Raw genomic sequence first — 15,690 nt, 5'->3', positions numbered from 1 at the left:
CCGCCGCGCCAGACTGGCGCGCGGTCAGCGGATCAAAGGCTTACTTGACGTCTTTCCAGAAGGCCGCATTGAGCCTCCAGGCGATGACCGTGAAGACACCCAGGAAGATCAACACCCACACACCCACCCGCACGCGGGTGTTCTGCGCTGGCTCGCCCATCCACTGCAGGTAGTTCACAAGGTCGCCAATGGTTTGATCGAACTGCAGGGGCGTCATGGTACCAGGGGTGACTTGCTCCCAACCCTTGAAAACCTGGGTTGTGTGGCCATGGCTTTCATGCGCTTCGAAAACCGGGCGGCGATCACCTTGCAGCTGCCACAACACATGGGGCATGCCCACGTTCTGGAACAGCAGATTGTTCCAGCCGGTAGCCTTGGTTTCGTCACGGTAGAACGTGCGCAGGAACGTGTACAGGTAGTCAGCGCCCGTGCCACCGTGGCCTGCGCGCGAGCGGGCGATCACGGTCAGGTCGGGTGGGTTGGCACCAAACCATTCCTTGGCCTGCTTCGGATCAATGGACGCCTTCATGGTTTCACCCACCTTTTCAGTGGTGAACAGGAGGTTATCCTTGATCTGCTGGTCGGTCAGGCCGATGTCGCGCAGGCGGTTAAAACGCATGAACGCGGCGGAATGGCAGCTCAGGCAATAGTTCACGAATACCTTGGCACCGTTTTGCAGCGAAGCCAGGTCGTTGGTCTTGTTAGGAGCCTTGTCCCATGCAATGGTGTTGCCACCGGCGGCATGCGCAGCACCTGCCGCCAGGCCCAGCACGGCCACCAACGTAAGGATGAGTTTCTTCATTATTGTTATCTCCAGGGCTCAATGCGCAGTGAAGTTGACACGGTCAGGCACTGGCTTGGTTGCGCCGATACGGCTCCACCACGGCATCAGCAGGAAGAAACCGAAGTAGAACAAGGTGCCAACCTGTGAAACGCGCTCACCCACCGGGGACGGCGGCTGCACACCCAGGTAACCCAGGATCAGGAAGTTGATCACGAAGATGCCGTACAGGTACTTGTGCCAGCTCGGACGATAGCGGATGGACTTCACGGCACAGTTGTCAAGCCATGGCAGGAAGAACAGGATGATCACGGCACCGCCCATCACCACCACACCCCAGAACTTGGCGTCAATCGACAGCATGAGCAGGACCGCCACGGCTGCAGCAATCACAATGCCACCCTTAAGAAAACCGGGCAGACGAGCCTTGACCACGCCGAGGACAGCACCCAGCAGCACGCAGGCAATCAGCGCATACATCATCTCGCTGGTGATGGCACGCAGCATGGAGTAAAACGGCGTGAAATACCAGACGGGCGCAATGTGCAGCGGCGTCACCAGCGGGTCGGCCGGGATGAAATTGTTGTACTCCAGGAAGTAGCCCCCGAACTCCGGCGCGAAAAACACCACCGCAGTAAACGCCATGAGGAACATACTCAGCGCAAAGATGTCATGCACTGTGTAGTAAGGATGGAACGGCACACCATCGAGCGGCTTGCCATTGGCATCCTTGGGTGCATTGGGCGCCTTGATTTCCACACCATCGGGGTTATTGGAACCTACGTCATGCAAGGCCAGCAAGTGGGCTACCACCAGACCCAGCAGCACCAGCGGCACAGCGATCACGTGGAAGCTGAAGAAGCGGTTCAGCGTGGCGTCGCCCACCACGAAGTCACCACGAATCAGCAGTGCAAGGTCAGGGCCAACGAAAGGAATGGCGGCAAACAGGTTCACGATCACCTGGGCACCCCAGTAGGACATCTGGCCCCAGGGCAGCAGGTAGCCCATGAATGCCTCGGCCATGAGCGCCAGGAAAATCGCGCAGCCGAAAATCCAGACCAATTCGCGCGGCTTGCGGTAGCTGCCATAGATGAGGCCACGGAACATGTGCAGGTACACCACCACAAAGAAGGCCGATGCCCCGGTGGAGTGCATGTAGCGGATCAGCCAGCCCCAGGGAACATCGCGCATGATGTACTCGACCGACGCAAACGCCAGCGCCGCATCGGGCTTGTAGTGCATCACCAGGAAGATGCCGGTGACGATCTGGATCACCAGCACGACCAGCGCCAACGAACCAAACACGTACCAGAAATTGAAATTCTTCGGAGCGTAGTACTCCGACATGTGCACGCGGTAGGCATCAAACGCCGTGGGGAAACGGTTTTCGAACCAGTTCGTGACCTTGGCACCAGCCGAGGCGTTGGGGGAGATTTCTTTGAATTCGTGGGCCATGTAGTGCTCCTTCAGGCCTTCTTGTCTTCGCCGATGATCAGACGCGTATCGGAGAGATACATGTGCGGAGGCACCTCGAGGTTGTCGGGCGCTGGCTTGTTCTTGAACACCCGACCAGCCACGTCAAACGTGGAACCATGGCAGGCACAGAGGAAGCCACCATGCCAGTCATCCGGCAGGGATGGCTGGGGACCTGTCTGGAACTTGTCTCCGGGCGAGCACCCCAGATGGGTGCAAATGCCCACACCGACAAATACTTCGGGCTTGATCGACCGATGCTGGTTCTTGGCGTACTCGGGGGTGGGATAGGCTTTGCGATCCGATTGGGGATCGGCCAACTGGGGCTCGGTCTGCGCCAGGGACTCCAGCTGCTCGGGCGTACGTTTCAGGATCCACACAGGCTTGCCGCGCCACTCCACGGTGATTTTCTCTCCGGGTTTGAGGGCTGAGATGTCCACCTCGACGGCTGCACCTGCAGCCTTGGCACGCTCAGAGGGCTGGAAAGAACTCACGAAAGGTACGGCAGCTGCCACGCCGCCCACCGCACCAGCGCAGGCAGACGTGATGATCCACGTCCGCTTGCTGGAGTCGATTGGAGTGTCACTCATGGGGATCCTCGATGAACATCGCTAGATTGGGGTCAACGGGGAATTGTAGCGGAGTGAAAATGGGTATTTCAATGTACTGGCCCGCCTTGACAGCGCTGCGAACTCGGCAATACTTGCGCATTCGCAACTAATCGAGAAATAACTATGAGCATGATGCAAGAGTTTCGTGAATTCGCAATCAAGGGCAACGTGATCGACCTGGCCGTCGGCGTGATCATCGGTGGCGCGTTCGGCAAGATAGTCGACTCGGTGGTTTCCGACCTGATCTTGCCCGTGGTGGGTCTGGTGTTCGGCAAGCTCGATTTTTCCAACATGTTCCTCGCGCTGGGCGAGGTGCCGGCGGGCACGGCGCAGACGCTGGATGCGATCAAAAAGGCGGGCGTCCCCGTGTTCGCCTACGGTAGCTTCATCACCGTAGCGGTGAATTTTCTGATCCTTGCGTTCATCATTTTCATGATGGTCAAGCAGATCAACCGTCTCAAGCGCGAAGCGCCCGCTGCGCAAGAGGCTCCTGCCGCCCCCGCCGAAGACATCGTGCTGCTGCGCGAGATCCGCGACAGCCTCAAGCGCTAATCGCTACAGGTGCGCGGCACCGCTGCCGCTTCACCACGGCCTGCGCCCTCTGCCCCCCCGCAGAGGGCGTTTTGGTTTTTATGGGGCCATCTGGCGCGCCACGCGCACGGCCTCCACCAGGCTTGCCGCGTCGGCAATTCCCTGGCCGGCAATGTCAAAAGCGGTGCCATGGTCGGGGCTGGTGCGCACCAGCGGCAGGCCCAGCGTCACGTTCACGCCTTTGTCCACCCCCAGGTATTTCACGGGGATCAGCCCCTGGTCGTGGTACATGGCCAGCACCACGTCGAACTCCCCGGCACGCTGCGCTGTGTGGCGCGCGCGCATGAACACCGTGTCGGGCGCCAACGGGCCGTGCACATCCATGCCCAGCGCGCGCGCATCGGCAATGGCGGGCGCGATGCATTCAATTTCTTCGCGGCCGAACAAGCCCCCTTCGCCCGCGTGCGGATTGAGGCCCGCCACCGCCATGCGGGGCACGCGCCCCAGGCTTCGCAGCAGCGCGGCGTGGGTGATCTGCAGCGTCTGCAAGACGTTGTCGCGCGTCACGGCGTCAATGGCGTCGCGCAGCGACAGGTGGATGCTGACCAGCACCGTGCGCAGTTCATCGCTGGCCAGCATCATGCGCACCGGCATGGCTGACAGCGGCACGCCACTATGGGCCGCCGCCTCGGCCTGCAGCAGTTCGGTATGACCGGGAAAGACCACCCCGGCGGCAGACAGCGCCTCCTTGTGCAGCGGCGCGGTGACCAGGGCGGCAATGCGGCCTTGCAGGGCTGCGCGCGCAGCCCACACCACGCAGTCGGCTGCCGCACGGCCGGCCGCTGCACTCACCTGGCCCCACGGCACGGGGCCGGGCAAGCCCGGCAGTTGCAAAACGGGCATGCAGCGCGGCGGCACCAGCCACGCGCCATCGGGCGATGTGATCAACGCCACCGGCAACTCCGGCACGCCGGGGCGCACGATGCACTGCGCGGCACGGCGCAGGGTTGCCAGATCGCCCACGGCAAAGCAGCCGCGCAGCACCTCGGGCGCGTCACGAAAGGCCTTGGCCACAATCTCGGGGCCGATACCGGCCGGGTCACCTTGGGTGATGGCGATGGCTTGCATGGTGATTTTTTGGTCAAATCAGCTTGTAGCGCTTATGTATTAAGCGCTACAAGCTATTAAATAAATAGCAAAAGACAAGCAGAGCATTCCGCAGCGCTCATGCCGGATTGTCAATCTCGATGAAATGGTGCTCCACACCCAGCTGCTGCGCAACCAGCGCGGCAACGGCGGGGGCGCCGTAGCGCTCGGTGGCATGGTGCCCGGCAGCGATGAAGGCCACGCCCATTTCCCTGGCCAGATGGGCCTGGGGCTCCGAGATTTCGCCGGTGATGAAGGCATCGGCCCCGGCAGCGATGGCCGATTCGAAATAGCCCTGCGCCCCGCCCGTGCACCAGGCCACGCGCTGGATGCGCCGTTGCGCCGCCGGCTGCACCAGCGTCACGGGGCGCCCCAGGCGCTGGGCCACATGGTCGGCCAGTGCCTGCACCCCATCAAACGTGGCCGGCCCGGCAAACCCGAGGTCCTGCTCGCCAAAGCGCTGGTCAGCCGTCCAGCCCAGAACGCGCCCCAGCTGGGCGTTGTTGCCCACCTCGGGGTGCGCATCCAGCGGCAGGTGGTAGGCAAACAGGTTGATGTCGTGCGCCAGCAGCAGGCGCAGGCGCTCGCGCATCCAGCCGGTGATGCGGCCATCCTGGCCGCGCCAAAACAGGCCGTGGTGCACAAAAATGGCGTCGGCCCGGCGGGCAATGGCGGCTTCGATCAGCGCCCGGCTGGCCGTCACGCCGCTCACGATGCAGGCGATGTCGGTCTTGCCTTCGACCTGCAGGCCATTGGGGCCGTAGTCCTTGAAACGCTCGGGTTGCAGCAGTGCATCGAAAGCCTGCTGCAGTTGTTGGCGGGAAATGCGCATGTGCCTATTGTCGCGCGCGGCCGCGGCCCCATCTGTGGTGGGCTTGGAGGACAATTGCGCCAGCGTGCAATTGCGCCATGCCCAGCGCGGCGTGCTGCGTTTTTCTGCCTTTTTATTAGCCAACCCTTCCCATTCCATGAAACGCTTCTGGCTGCTTTTTTCCCAGACCGTCACCGTGTTCGTAGCGGCCTATTTCGTTGTTGCCACGCTGCAACCTGACTGGATCCGCAGCGGCGCCATGCGCTCGGGCGCTGGCATTGCGCTGATCGAAGCGCCCGCCACGGCTTCGGCGCAGCCGCAAGCAGGAAGCCTCAGCAGCGCCGCCCGCAAGGCCGCGCCTGCCGTGGTCAGCATCAACACCAGCAAGGAAGTGCGGCACCCGCGCAGCAACGACCCCTGGTTCCAGTTCTTCTTTGGCGACCAGGGAAGTCAGTCCCAGGCGGGGCTGGGCAGCGGGGTGATCATCAGCCCCGACGGCTACATCCTGACCAACAACCATGTGGTGGAAGGCGCCGACGAGATCGAGGTCACGCTGACCGACAGCCGCCGTGCCCGCGCCACCGTGATCGGCACCGACCCCGACACCGATCTGGCCATCCTCAAGGTCGAACTCGACAAGCTGCCCGTGATCGTGCTGGGCAACTCCGACCAGGTGGCCGTGGGCGACCGGGTGCTGGCCATCGGCAACCCCTTTGGCGTGGGCCAGACGGTGACCAGCGGCATCATCAGCGCGCTGGGCCGCAGCCAGCTCGGGATCAACACCTTCGAAAATTTCATCCAGACCGACGCGGCCATCAACCCCGGCAACTCGGGCGGCGCGCTGGTGGACGTGAACGGCAACCTGCTGGGCATCAACACGGCCATCTACTCGCGCTCGGGCGGCAGCATGGGCATCGGTTTTGCCATTCCGGTGTCCACCGCCCGGCTGGTGCTGGACGGCATCGTCAAGGACGGCCGGGTCACCCGCGGCTGGATCGGCGTGGAGCCCAACGAACTCTCGCCCGAGCTGGCCGAAACCTTTGGCGTGAAAGCCACCGAGGGCGTCATCATCACCGGCGTGCTGCAGGATGGCCCCGCCGCCCAGGCCGGCCTGCGCCCCGGCGACGTGATCGTGCGGGTTGACGGCAAGGGCGTGGGCAACGTCTCCGAACTGCTCACGGCCGTGGCAGCGCTCAAGCCCGGCACGGCCACGCCCTTTGCCGTGCAGCGTGGCGATACCGTGGTGGACCTGAACGTCACCCCAGGCATGCGCCCCAAGCCGCAGCGTGCCGTGCAGCGCTGAAAAGACACCCATGAAGGCAATGGAACGCGCCTTCTGATGCTCCTAAAAAAATAGCTCCCAGCGCATGATGGGTAAGCGCTGGAAGCCTTTTTCTATCAAACCAGGGCCTGTATGACCCCTGTAAAGATCAGGAAAATCAGGAAGAGGAGGAAGCCGCTTCTTCGGTGTCCTCGGGCGCCTGGGTGTGCTTGATGAAAATCTGTGCCGCCCAGATACCCACTTCGTAGAGCAGGCACATCGGAATCGCCAGTGCCAACTGGGACACCACATCTGGCGGCGTGACCACGGCCGCGATGATGAACGCGATCACGATGAAATAGCCCCGAAAACCCTTGAGCTTTTCCACGCTCACAATGTTCATGCGGGCCAGCACGACCACCGCAATCGGCACTTCAAACGACATGCCGAACGCCAGGAACATGGTCAGCACGAAGCTCAGGTAGGCCTCGATGTCTGGCGCCGCCGTGATGCTCTTGGGCGCAAAGCCCTGGATGAAGCTGAACACCTGCCCAAACACAAAAAAGTAGCAAAAAGCCACGCCAATGAAGAACAGCACCGTGCTAGACACCACCAGGGGCAGCACCAGTTTTTTCTCGTGCGAATAGAGCCCCGGCGCCACAAAAGCCCAGACCTGCCACAGAACAAAAGGCAGCGCCAGCAAAAAGGCCGACATCAGCAAAATCTTGAGCGGCACCATGAAAGGCGAGATGACCGAGGTCGCGATCAACGTGGCGCCCTTGGGCAGGTGCGCCACCAGCGGCGCCGCCAGAAAATCGTAGAGCGCGCCAGGGCCGGGAAAGAAAAACAGCAGCGCAGCCGCCACACCGATGGCGATGATGGCCTTGACCAGGCGGTCGCGCAGCTCCATGAGGTGCTGCACAAACGGCTGCTCGGTGCCTGCCAGTTCGTCGTCTTTGGAGGGGGTTTCGGACATGTTGGAGTTTCGCGGGCGTCGTCAGCAACGCCAACGCTGCGCGGCAGGGCGCAGCATCAATGGAATTTCTGTGGCCGGTAGCGCGCAACGCGCGCCGCGCCCGACAGGGCCTTGGTACGAACGCCGCTGCGCGCCTTGTACCACTGGGGCATGGCGCCCTTTTTCAGGCGCCAGTTCTTGCCCGGATGCCTGTAGGCCGGCACCACGGCAAAGGAATCGTTCAACTCGCCACTGGCCGTGCTGCCGGCCTGCGCCAAGTCCTTTTCGAATTCGCTGGCGCTGGTCTGGATGGATTGCTCCACATCGCGCGCCGCACTTTCGACCGTGTCCTTCATCTTCTTGAGCTCGTCGAGCTCCATGGACCGGTTCACCTCGGACTTCACGTCCGCCACATAACGCTGCGCCTTGCCCAGCAAGGCGCCCACCGTGCGGGCAACGCGGGGCAGCTTCTCGGGCCCGATGACAATGAGTGCCACCACGCCGATCAGCGCCATCTTGGACAGGCCAATATCAATCATGGAAGCGCCAGCGTCCGGACTCAGCTTTTTTGCTTGGCTTCGACATCGATGGTGGTCTTGTCGGCGGCGGCCTGGTTGGCCACCTGACCGGCAGGGGGAGTGGCAGCGTTGGTGTCGGGCGAAGAGCCGTCCTTCATGCCGTCCTTGAAGCCCTTGACAGCGCCCCCCAGGTCGGAACCCATGTTCTTGAGTTTCTTGGTGCCGAACACCATCACGACGATCAGCAGCACGATCAGCCAGTGCCAGATAGAAAAAGAGCCCATGGAATATCTCCTAACGAATTGGAATCATTTTAGACGGGGGCTGTGACAGGCGTTCAAAGTCCCTTCACCGCCGCCAGTGACAAGCGCGTTCAGCCCTTCAGCCAGGGACGGGGACCGCCGATCACATGCATATGCAGATGGTGGATTTCCTGCCCGCCTTCAAGCCCCGTGTTCAACACGATGCGAAAACCACCGTCGGGATAGGGATTGCAGCCCTGCTCCAGCGCCAGGCGCGGCGCCAGGGCCATCATGCGGCCCAGCAGGCCTGCATGCTCGGGCGCCACCTGGGCCATGGAGGGAATATGCAGCTTGGGCACCATCAAAAAATGCACAGGCGCCCAGGGGTGGATGTCATGGAAAGCGAAGATTTCCTCGTCTTCATAGACCTTCTTCGAAGGAATCTGGCCTGCGATGATTTTGCAGAAAAGGCAGTTCGGATCGTGCATGGTAAAAAAAGGCTTGCTCAGCGCGCAATGGTGCACTGACAGCTACACATTGTCGGCGATGTTGAGGGTGGGTCGCACGCCCACGTCCTGGTGGTGCGCTTTGAGCCAGTCCAGGCCCGCTGCGCGCCCCAGATCGAACAGTTTGCGCACAAATACCATGTCGGCGCGCCCCTTGCTGTCGGCGCCAAAGGGGGCCAGAACCGCCCCGCCATCGATGCGGTGCATGCGCACATTCTTGTAGCGGCGCGCGTCCAGCTTGCCCTCGGCCAGCAGACGCCGCACGAATTCGATGGCGCGCAATTCGGCCAGCAGGCTGGCATTGAAGGTGACCTCGTTCATGCGCTCGATGATTTCGGGGGCCGTGTCGGGCAGCGCAAGGTGCTCGGTGGGGTTGATCTGCACCAGCAGGATGTCGGAAGTGTCGGTCTGGTAGATCAGCGGGTGCAGCGCGGGGTTGCCGGAATAACCGCCATCCCAATACCGCTCCCCATCGATTTCCACAGCCTTGAACAGCATCGGCAGGCAGGCCGACGCCATCACTGCATCGGCGCTGAGGCGTGCGCCCGAAAAGATTTCGCCGCGCCCGGTGCGCACATTGGTGGCGCACACAAAAACCTTGGGCCCCCGGGCGCCTTTGGCAGCGCACAGCAGGTCAAAATCCACCTCGCGCTCCAGCAGCCGGCGCAGCGGGTTGATGTCCAGCGGATTGGTCTGGTAGGGCGAAAACCACCGACTCATCATGCCCAGCATCGGATGGGCCGCCGCCAGCGGCGTGCCCCACATCAGGCTGCCCAGCGTTCCCACACCTTCCCACAGCCGCGCCAGCGCGGCACGGGCCAGTTCGCAGCCGGCGGCGTGCGCCTCTTTCGGGTCTTTGTGCTGCTGCGCCGCCTGCGCAAAACCATGCGCCAGCGCCACGGCGTTCATGGCCCCGGCGCTGGTGCCGCTGATGCCATCGATCATCAGGCGCCCGTCTTCCAGCAGCGCATCCAGCACGCCCCAGGTCAGCGCGCCATGCGATCCGCCGCCCTGCAGCGCCAGGTTGATGGGGGCCAGCGTGTCGCCCTCAGGCATCGATGGCCTGGCTCTTGTTCATGGCCACCATGCCGCGCACGATGCGGTACAGGAACCAGATCGAGATCAGCCCCCAGGCCACCCAGCCGGGGAAGAAGAACAGCAGCCACAGCGGCGCGGTAACGATATACAGCACCCCAGCCCACAGCACGGTGCGGATGCGCCACGCAAAGTGGCTGGCCTGCCAGGTGCCCGCGCTGTCGCCCTGCTTCACCAGGTCGATGATGAGCGCGATGATGAGCAGCGCAGCACCGGGCTGCGCGCCCGGAATGACCGCGCCCACGGCCACGATCAGGTGCAGCACATAGCTGACCCAGCCCCAGGCTTTCAGGCCCTCGGCCTTTTCGTCGTTGGTCTGCACATCGATGATGTCGTTCATGGCGATTCTTCCTCGGCAGCACGCGCAACGGCCTTGCGCAAGGCTTTTTCCTCGATGCCGCTGGTGCCCTCGCGGCGCTCCAGTTCGGTCAGCACATCGGCCGGCGTGAGGCCGTAGTGGGCCAGCGCGATCATGGTGTGAAACCACAGGTCGGCCACTTCATAGACGATTTTGGCCTTGTCGGCGCCATGGTCCACATCTTTGGCGGCCATGACCACCTCGGTGGCCTCTTCACCGATCTTCTTCAAAAACGCGTCGGGCCCCTTGTGCAGCAGGCGCGCGACATAGCTCTTGTCGGGGTCGCCGCCCTGGGCGGGCTTGCGGCTTTCGATGACGGCGGCCAGGCGCGCCAGGGAATCGTTGGAACTCATGGTCTTGTCGTCCATTGCCGTTACTTGTAGATGGATTCGGGGTCTTTCAAGACCGGCTCGACCGCCTGCCAGGCGCCGTCCTTGAGCACACTGAAAAAACAGCTGTGGCGGCCCGTGTGGCAGGCAATGCCGGGCGCGTGGCCGAGCTGTGTGACCTTGAGCAGCACCACGTCGTTGTCGCAATCGAGGCGGATCTCGTGCACCGTTTGCACATGGCCCGATTCCTCGCCCTTGAACCACAGCTTCTTGCGCGAGCGGCTGAAGTACACGGCGCGGCCCAGTTCGGCCGTCTTGGCCAGGGCCTCGCGGTTCATCCACGCAAACATCAGCACGTCGCCCGTGCCCTGCTCTTGCGCAATCACGGGCACCAGGCCCTGCGCGTCCCATTTCACTTCATTGAGCCAGTTCATGGGGGGATTCTCGGTGATTTGGGTGCCCATGCCGGGCGCCAACGTGGGTATTTGAAGCCTTTTGAGGCTCTAGCGCTTATGTATAAAGCGCTAGAAGCTATCAAATAATGAGCAAAAGAAGGTTACAGCCGCACCGGAATCCCGCGCTCAGCCATGTGCTGCTTGGCCTGCCCAACCGTGAATTCGCCGTAATGGAAGATGCTGGCCGCCAGCACCGCGTCGGCGCCGCCGATCTGGATCCCGTCGGCCAGGTGGTCGAGGTTGCCCACGCCGCCCGAGGCGATCACAGGCACAGCCACGGCGTCGCTCACGGCGCGCGTGAGGGCCAGGTCAAAGCCCGCCTTGGTGCCGTCGCGGTCCATGCTGGTCAGCAGGATCTCGCCCGCGCCGCGCCGCGCCATCTCGCTCGCCCAGGCCACGGCATCCAGGCCGGTGTTCTTGCGCCCGCCATGGCTGTAGACATCCCAGCCGGGGCCCACGGCCCGGCCATCGGGGCCCGTGCGCCGTGCATCGTCTTCGGAGCGACGCTTGGCATCGATGGCCACCACGATGCACTGCGCGCCGTAGCGTGCCGAGGCCGCACTGATCACGTCGGGGTTGGCGATGGCCGCCGAGTTGAAGCTGGTCTTGTCGGCCCCCGCGTTGAGCAGGCGGCGCACATCCTCGACGGTGCGCACCCCGCCGCCCACGGTGAGCGGAATGAACACCTGGCTGGCCACGGCCTCGATGATGTGCAGGATCAGGTCGCGCCCGTCGCTGGTGGCGGTGATGTCCAGAAAGGTGAGTTCGTCGGCGCCCTGCGCGTTGTAGCGCGCGGCGATCTCGACCGGGTCGCCCGCATCGCGCAGTTCGACAAAATTGACGCCCTTGACGACACGACCGCCGGTCACGTCAAGGCAGGGGATGATGCGTTTTGCAAGCATGGAAAGAAAGCTCTGTCAGCAAGGCTGGTTGGGGGCGACAAGATACCACGCAAGCGCCATGCCGCCGCCGCGCCGCCCTCACGCCAAAGTGCTCGCCAGCGTGCGCGCCACGCCGTTTTGCCAGCGCCAGACGTCCGCGCACATGCGCTCCACCCCGTGGCGGGCGCGCCAGCCCAGCAGCCGCTCGGCCAGCGCCGGGTCGGCCCAGCACTGCGCCACGTCGCCCGGCCGCCGCGCCACCACCTGGTAGGGCACGGCCCGGCCGCTGGCCTGCGCGAAGCCGCGCACCATCTCCAGCACCGAAACCGGCTGCCCGGTGCCCAGATTCACGGTGAGCAGCCCGGCATGCTCGCGCAGATAGCGCAGCGCGGCCACATGGCCGTCGGCCAGGTCGCTCACATGGATGTAGTCGCGCACGCCGGTGCCATCGGGCGTGGGGTAGTCGTTGCCATACACGCTCAAGACGGCGCGCTGCCCCACCGCCACCTGCGCCACATACGGCATCAGGTTGCCGGGCTCGCCCTGCGGGTCTTCGCCGATGAGCCCGCTCTCGTGCGCGCCCACGGGGTTGAAGTAGCGCAGCCGCGCAATGCGCCACTGCCCGGGCTCGGCGCGGTCCACATCCGCCAGCACCTGCTCCATCATGAGCTTGCTCCAGCCGTAGGGGTTGGTGGCGGACAAAGGGAAATCCTCGCGGATCGGCACCGATGCAGGCTCGCCATACACCGTGGCCGACGACGAGAACACCAGTGTGCGCACACCCGCTGTCTGCATGGCGCGCAGCAGTGTCACGGTGCCAGCAACGTTGTTGTCGTAATAACGCAACGGCTCGCGCACCGACTCGCCCACCGCCTTGAGCGCGGCAAAGTGGATCACGCCGGCGATGGGGTGCTGCGCGAACACGCGCGCCAGCACATCGGCATCGCGCACGTCGCCCTCGATGCACAGCGGCGGCGCGCCCGTGATACGCCCCAGGCGCTCCAGCACCGAGCGGCGGCTGTTGCCGAAGTTGTCAAGAATCAGATAGGGCATGCCCGCCTGGGCCAGCGCCACGCAGGTGTGTGAGCCGATGAAGCCGGCACCGCCAGTTACAAGAATCACAGACAAACCTTTCAAAAACCACTCAAGAGACAGAAGACTCGGCCAGAAGACAGCAATGCCCCGCCGCTCCAGGGGATCGGCACGGCTATCTTTCCGCGCCCTGGCGCGCCGAAACCGAACGCATCCAGACCATTTTCACCCAGCGTACATGCCCCCTGTCGCGCCACGGCACCGCCAATCGCCGTACCCAATGTGCCGCAAACAGACTCCGAGGCCGCCCCCTATAGTGCCGGCAGCAGGTTGAACTGCTGCCAGCCCTGCCACTGCTGCCCCGGCGCCAGCGCCACGGGCTGGTCGATCTGGGCCGCTTCCACGCACAGCATGGATCGGTAGCCATCGGGCGGCAGGTCGGCCAGCCGTGCGCACAGGGCTGCACCAGGGTTCCACACGACGGTGTTGGAAAGGCTGGCGCTCTGGGTGATCTGCAGGCCGTTGGCGCCATCGTGCAGGTGCATAGAGCCGGCCGGCGCGCTGAATACGCGGTCGTATTCGCCATCAAAGGACACAGGCCCTTGCTGAACGCCGCGCACATCGGCCAGGGCATCCCAGCGCGCGCAGCCATCGAGCCCGCTCAACTGGGCGCGCCCAACGTCATCCACGCGCAGATATGTGTGCAAAGCAGTGGTGAAATACCAGGCCCTGTCGTCGATGCTGCCGGTGTTGTGCACCGCCAGCTGCACCCGCAGGCTGCCCTCGCCCAGCACCACCGTGAGCTGCGCGGCAAAACACTCAGGCCACCAGGCGCGCGTGGCATCGCTGTCGGTCAGCTCCAGGCACACGGCCGACTGCGCATCCCCATCCTTGCCTACAGGGACACGCCGCCACGCCAGATTGCGCGCAAGGCCATGCTTGGGCAGGGGCCCGCGTTGGTTGAACTGGGGAAAACACAGCGGAATACCGCCGCGGATGGCCGACTGGCCATCGAACACGGCCTGCGGGCTCAGGTACAGGCGTTCGCGCCCGCCTGCCACCCATGAAAGCACCTGGGCGCCATGCAAGGCGACGAGCGCGGTGTCGCCCTGGGTGGTCGTCAAACGGATGCAGGATTGCCCCTGCAATGTCTCCAGGCTGTCTTCGGCAACCCCAGAGTCAGGCGCCATTGCCCAGCAAGTCGGCCCGTGCCTGGGCAGCCGCAAAGTCGAGGTCGCCGCTGTAGATGGCCCGGCCGCAGATCACGCCTTCGACGCCTTCGCGCTCCACGGCGCACAGCTGCTCGATGTCGGCCATGTTCGACAGGCCGCCGGAGGCGATGACGGGGATGGAGAGCGCCTGCGCCAGCTTGACAGTGGCGTCGATGTTGATGCCCGAGAGCATGCCGTCGCGGCCAATGTCGGTGTAGATGATGGACTCGACGCCCCAGTCCTCGAACTTCTTGGCCAGGTCCACCACCTCATGGCCCGTGAGCTTGCTCCAGCCGTCGGTGGCAACCTTGCCGTCCTTGGCATCGAGCCCCACGATGATGTGGCCGCCAAAGGCGCTGCAGGCGTCTTTCAGGAAACCGGGGTTCTTGACCGCCGCCGTGCCGATGATCACGTAGCGCAGGCCGCCATCGATGTATTTCTCGATGGTGTCGAGGTCACGGATGCCGCCGCCCAGCTGCACCGGGATCTCCTCGCCCACCTCCTTGAGGATGGACTTGATGGCGCCGTGGTTCTTGGGCACGCCCGCAAAGGCGCCGTTCAGATCCACCAGGTGCAGTCGGCGTGCGCCCTGCTCCACCCACTTGCGGGCCATGGCGGCGGGGTCTTCACCGAAGGTGGTGGATTGGTCCATGTCGCCTTGTTTGAGGCGTACACAGTGGCCGTCCTTGAGGTCGATGGCGGGGATGAGCAGCATGGTGGTGAAGTTCGGGGGAAAAAGGGCGAGCCAGGGCTCGGCCCGAACGGGGTTGAAAGTTGGAAGGTCAGGGGTTCCAGTGCAGAAAATTGCGGTACAGGGCCAAGCCGTGCTCCGCGCTCTTCTCCGGGTGAAACTGCGTGGCAAAAATATTATCGCGTGCAATGGCGGCGGCAAACCAACCGCCGTAGTCGGCCTGCCCTGCACAATGGGCGGCATTGTGCGGCACCGCGTAGAAACTGTGCACAAAGTAGAAGTAGCTGTTGTCGGGCACACCAGCCCACACGGGGTGCACCTTGCCCGCATGCGGCACCTGGCGCACCTGGTTCCAGCCCATCTGGGGCACCTTGAAGCGGCTGCCGTCGGGCTGGGTACGGCCAGCCAGGTCGAACTTGAGCACGTCGCCGGGGATCAGGCCCAGGCCGGGTGTTCCACCGTTGGGGCCCTCGGCGCTGTGGTCCAGCAGCATCTGCATGCCTACACACACACCAAACATCGGCTTGGTGGCGGCAGCTTCGAGCACTGATTCCTGCAGGCCCGATTCGCGCAGCTCGCGCATGCAGTCGGGCATGGCGCCCTGCCCTGGCAGCACGATGCGCTGGGCGGCGCGCACATCTTGCGGCCGGGAGGTGACCACCACGGTCCAGCCCGTATCGTGGGCTGCGGCCTGCACGGCCTGCGACACCGAACGCAGGTTGCCCATGCCGTAATCCACGACCGCCACGGTTTTTGCTTCCATATTCATAGCTGCTAGCGCTTATTCATCAAGCACCAGTACT

At 63.7% G+C, this 15,690-nt stretch carries 20 protein-coding genes; 2 read left to right on the top strand and 18 right to left on the bottom strand.

Features of this window, described 5'->3' with window-relative positions; genetic code table 11:
- Positions 1 to 40: 40 nt before the first annotated feature.
- From CCX87_RS03870 to petA, 3 genes are read right to left on the bottom strand one after another with little or no spacing between them, the layout of a single operon-like run.
- A complete protein-coding gene (locus tag CCX87_RS03870) occupies positions 41 to 802 on the bottom strand; it encodes a cytochrome c1 (RefSeq protein ID WP_087743898.1) in 762 nt (253 codons plus the stop codon).
- An 18-nt stretch (positions 803 to 820) separates the two neighbouring features.
- Positions 821 to 2,236 (bottom strand): cytochrome b, encoded by a 1,416-nt coding sequence (locus tag CCX87_RS03865; protein WP_086913262.1) that lies wholly within the window; start codon positions 2,234 to 2,236, stop codon positions 821 to 823.
- An 11-nt stretch (positions 2,237 to 2,247) separates the two neighbouring features.
- Positions 2,248 to 2,844 (bottom strand): ubiquinol-cytochrome c reductase iron-sulfur subunit, encoded by a 597-nt coding sequence (gene petA, locus CCX87_RS03860; RefSeq protein WP_086913263.1) that lies wholly within the window; start codon positions 2,842 to 2,844, stop codon positions 2,248 to 2,250.
- 144 nt (positions 2,845 to 2,988) lie between these two features.
- Between petA and mscL the strand changes: the two genes are divergently transcribed.
- Positions 2,989 to 3,417 carry a large conductance mechanosensitive channel protein MscL gene (gene mscL / locus CCX87_RS03855; protein ID WP_086913264.1) on the top strand — a complete coding sequence of 143 codons (429 nt, stop codon included), beginning with the start codon at positions 2,989 to 2,991 and terminating at the stop codon, positions 3,415 to 3,417.
- Positions 3,418 to 3,495: 78 nt separating this feature from the next.
- Here mscL and pdxA read toward each other — a convergent pair whose 3' ends face one another.
- Both pdxA and CCX87_RS03845 read right to left on the bottom strand, forming a co-directional pair.
- Positions 3,496 to 4,524, bottom strand: a complete 1,029-nt coding sequence (gene pdxA, locus CCX87_RS03850) for a 4-hydroxythreonine-4-phosphate dehydrogenase PdxA (protein ID WP_086913265.1) — start codon at positions 4,522 to 4,524, stop codon at positions 3,496 to 3,498.
- Positions 4,525 to 4,621: 97 nt separating this feature from the next.
- Positions 4,622 to 5,374: a Nif3-like dinuclear metal center hexameric protein gene (locus tag CCX87_RS03845; protein ID WP_087748163.1), complete on the bottom strand. Its 753-nt coding sequence runs from the start codon at positions 5,372 to 5,374 to the stop codon at positions 4,622 to 4,624.
- A 136-nt stretch (positions 5,375 to 5,510) separates the two neighbouring features.
- On the opposite strand from CCX87_RS03845, the gene CCX87_RS03840 reads away from it, so the two are divergent.
- Complete coding sequence (locus CCX87_RS03840; RefSeq protein ID WP_087743896.1) at positions 5,511 to 6,656, top strand: S1C family serine protease; 1,146 nt, start codon at positions 5,511 to 5,513, stop codon at positions 6,654 to 6,656.
- Between the two features lie 136 nt (positions 6,657 to 6,792).
- Here the strand turns inward: CCX87_RS03840 and tatC are convergent, their stop codons facing one another.
- The 13 genes from tatC to hisH all read right to left on the bottom strand — a co-directional run bounded on the left by tatC (position 6,793) and on the right by hisH (position 15,656).
- Positions 6,793 to 7,590: a twin-arginine translocase subunit TatC gene (tatC, locus tag CCX87_RS03835; RefSeq protein WP_087743894.1), complete on the bottom strand. Its 798-nt coding sequence runs from the start codon at positions 7,588 to 7,590 to the stop codon at positions 6,793 to 6,795.
- A 56-nt stretch (positions 7,591 to 7,646) separates the two neighbouring features.
- A complete protein-coding gene (gene tatB / locus CCX87_RS03830; RefSeq protein WP_087743892.1) occupies positions 7,647 to 8,108 on the bottom strand; it encodes a Sec-independent protein translocase protein TatB in 462 nt (153 codons plus the stop codon).
- A gap of 20 nt (positions 8,109 to 8,128) precedes the next feature.
- Positions 8,129 to 8,371: a Sec-independent protein translocase subunit TatA gene (tatA, locus tag CCX87_RS03825; RefSeq protein WP_086913273.1), complete on the bottom strand. Its 243-nt coding sequence runs from the start codon at positions 8,369 to 8,371 to the stop codon at positions 8,129 to 8,131.
- A gap of 89 nt (positions 8,372 to 8,460) precedes the next feature.
- Positions 8,461 to 8,817 (bottom strand): histidine triad nucleotide-binding protein, encoded by a 357-nt coding sequence (locus tag CCX87_RS03820; protein ID WP_087743890.1) that lies wholly within the window; start codon positions 8,815 to 8,817, stop codon positions 8,461 to 8,463.
- A gap of 42 nt (positions 8,818 to 8,859) precedes the next feature.
- Complete coding sequence (locus CCX87_RS03815; protein WP_087743888.1) at positions 8,860 to 9,891, bottom strand: patatin-like phospholipase family protein; 1,032 nt, start codon at positions 9,889 to 9,891, stop codon at positions 8,860 to 8,862.
- Positions 9,884 to 10,270 (bottom strand): DUF4870 family protein, encoded by a 387-nt coding sequence (locus tag CCX87_RS03810; RefSeq protein ID WP_087743886.1) that lies wholly within the window; start codon positions 10,268 to 10,270, stop codon positions 9,884 to 9,886. The genes CCX87_RS03815 and CCX87_RS03810 overlap by 8 nt, the downstream gene beginning before the upstream one ends.
- Positions 10,267 to 10,641, bottom strand: a complete 375-nt coding sequence (locus CCX87_RS03805; RefSeq protein WP_087748161.1) for a phosphoribosyl-ATP diphosphatase — start codon at positions 10,639 to 10,641, stop codon at positions 10,267 to 10,269. The genes CCX87_RS03810 and CCX87_RS03805 overlap by 4 nt, the downstream gene beginning before the upstream one ends.
- A 20-nt stretch (positions 10,642 to 10,661) precedes the next feature.
- Entirely contained in the window at positions 10,662 to 11,051 is a 390-nt protein-coding gene (gene hisI, locus CCX87_RS03800; protein WP_087748162.1) for a phosphoribosyl-AMP cyclohydrolase, read from the bottom strand.
- A 122-nt stretch (positions 11,052 to 11,173) separates the two neighbouring features.
- Positions 11,174 to 11,974 carry an imidazole glycerol phosphate synthase subunit HisF gene (gene hisF / locus CCX87_RS03795; protein WP_087743884.1) on the bottom strand — a complete coding sequence of 267 codons (801 nt, stop codon included), beginning with the start codon at positions 11,972 to 11,974 and terminating at the stop codon, positions 11,174 to 11,176.
- 78 nt (positions 11,975 to 12,052) lie between these two features.
- Entirely contained in the window at positions 12,053 to 13,075 is a 1,023-nt protein-coding gene (gene galE / locus CCX87_RS03790) for a UDP-glucose 4-epimerase GalE (RefSeq protein ID WP_087748160.1), read from the bottom strand.
- 221 nt (positions 13,076 to 13,296) lie between these two features.
- Positions 13,297 to 14,175: a D-hexose-6-phosphate mutarotase gene (locus CCX87_RS03785; RefSeq protein ID WP_087743882.1), complete on the bottom strand. Its 879-nt coding sequence runs from the start codon at positions 14,173 to 14,175 to the stop codon at positions 13,297 to 13,299.
- Positions 14,165 to 14,911, bottom strand: coding sequence for a 1-(5-phosphoribosyl)-5-[(5-phosphoribosylamino)methylideneamino]imidazole-4-carboxamide isomerase (gene hisA / locus CCX87_RS03780; RefSeq protein ID WP_087743880.1), 747 nt, complete (start codon positions 14,909 to 14,911; stop codon positions 14,165 to 14,167). The genes CCX87_RS03785 and hisA overlap by 11 nt, the downstream gene beginning before the upstream one ends.
- A 67-nt stretch (positions 14,912 to 14,978) precedes the next feature.
- Positions 14,979 to 15,656 (bottom strand): imidazole glycerol phosphate synthase subunit HisH, encoded by a 678-nt coding sequence (hisH, locus tag CCX87_RS03775; RefSeq protein WP_087743877.1) that lies wholly within the window; start codon positions 15,654 to 15,656, stop codon positions 14,979 to 14,981.
- Positions 15,657 to 15,690: the final 34 nt, after the last annotated feature.

Source organism: Acidovorax sp. T1 (genome assembly GCF_002176815.1).
GTDB lineage: Bacteria > Pseudomonadota > Gammaproteobacteria > Burkholderiales > Burkholderiaceae_C > Acidovorax.
Note: the sequence above shows the minus strand (reverse complement) of the source record. Positions and strands in the feature narration are given on the sequence as shown.

Coding starts and splice junctions, on each gene's coding strand:
- CCX87_RS03870 (WP_087743898.1), bottom strand. CDS start 802: ATGAAGAAACTCATCCTTACGTTGGTGGCCGTGCTGGGCCTGGCGGCA.
- CCX87_RS03865 (WP_086913262.1), bottom strand. CDS start 2,236: ATGGCCCACGAATTCAAAGAAATCTCCCCCAACGCCTCGGCTGGTGCC.
- petA (WP_086913263.1), bottom strand. CDS start 2,844: ATGAGTGACACTCCAATCGACTCCAGCAAGCGGACGTGGATCATCACG.
- mscL (WP_086913264.1), top strand. CDS start 2,989: ATGAGCATGATGCAAGAGTTTCGTGAATTCGCAATCAAGGGCAACGTG.
- pdxA (WP_086913265.1), bottom strand. CDS start 4,524: ATGCAAGCCATCGCCATCACCCAAGGTGACCCGGCCGGTATCGGCCCC.
- CCX87_RS03845 (WP_087748163.1), bottom strand. CDS start 5,374: ATGCGCATTTCCCGCCAACAACTGCAGCAGGCTTTCGATGCACTGCTG.
- CCX87_RS03840 (WP_087743896.1), top strand. CDS start 5,511: ATGAAACGCTTCTGGCTGCTTTTTTCCCAGACCGTCACCGTGTTCGTA.
- tatC (WP_087743894.1), bottom strand. CDS start 7,590: ATGTCCGAAACCCCCTCCAAAGACGACGAACTGGCAGGCACCGAGCAG.
- tatB (WP_087743892.1), bottom strand. CDS start 8,108: ATGATTGATATTGGCCTGTCCAAGATGGCGCTGATCGGCGTGGTGGCA.
- tatA (WP_086913273.1), bottom strand. CDS start 8,371: ATGGGCTCTTTTTCTATCTGGCACTGGCTGATCGTGCTGCTGATCGTC.
- CCX87_RS03820 (WP_087743890.1), bottom strand. CDS start 8,817: ATGCACGATCCGAACTGCCTTTTCTGCAAAATCATCGCAGGCCAGATT.
- CCX87_RS03815 (WP_087743888.1), bottom strand. CDS start 9,891: ATGCCTGAGGGCGACACGCTGGCCCCCATCAACCTGGCGCTGCAGGGC.
- CCX87_RS03810 (WP_087743886.1), bottom strand. CDS start 10,270: ATGAACGACATCATCGATGTGCAGACCAACGACGAAAAGGCCGAGGGC.
- CCX87_RS03805 (WP_087748161.1), bottom strand. CDS start 10,641: ATGAGTTCCAACGATTCCCTGGCGCGCCTGGCCGCCGTCATCGAAAGC.
- hisI (WP_087748162.1), bottom strand. CDS start 11,051: ATGAACTGGCTCAATGAAGTGAAATGGGACGCGCAGGGCCTGGTGCCC.
- hisF (WP_087743884.1), bottom strand. CDS start 11,974: ATGCTTGCAAAACGCATCATCCCCTGCCTTGACGTGACCGGCGGTCGT.
- CCX87_RS03785 (WP_087743882.1), bottom strand. CDS start 14,175: ATGGCGCCTGACTCTGGGGTTGCCGAAGACAGCCTGGAGACATTGCAG.
- hisA (WP_087743880.1), bottom strand. CDS start 14,911: ATGCTGCTCATCCCCGCCATCGACCTCAAGGACGGCCACTGTGTACGC.
- hisH (WP_087743877.1), bottom strand. CDS start 15,656: ATGAATATGGAAGCAAAAACCGTGGCGGTCGTGGATTACGGCATGGGC.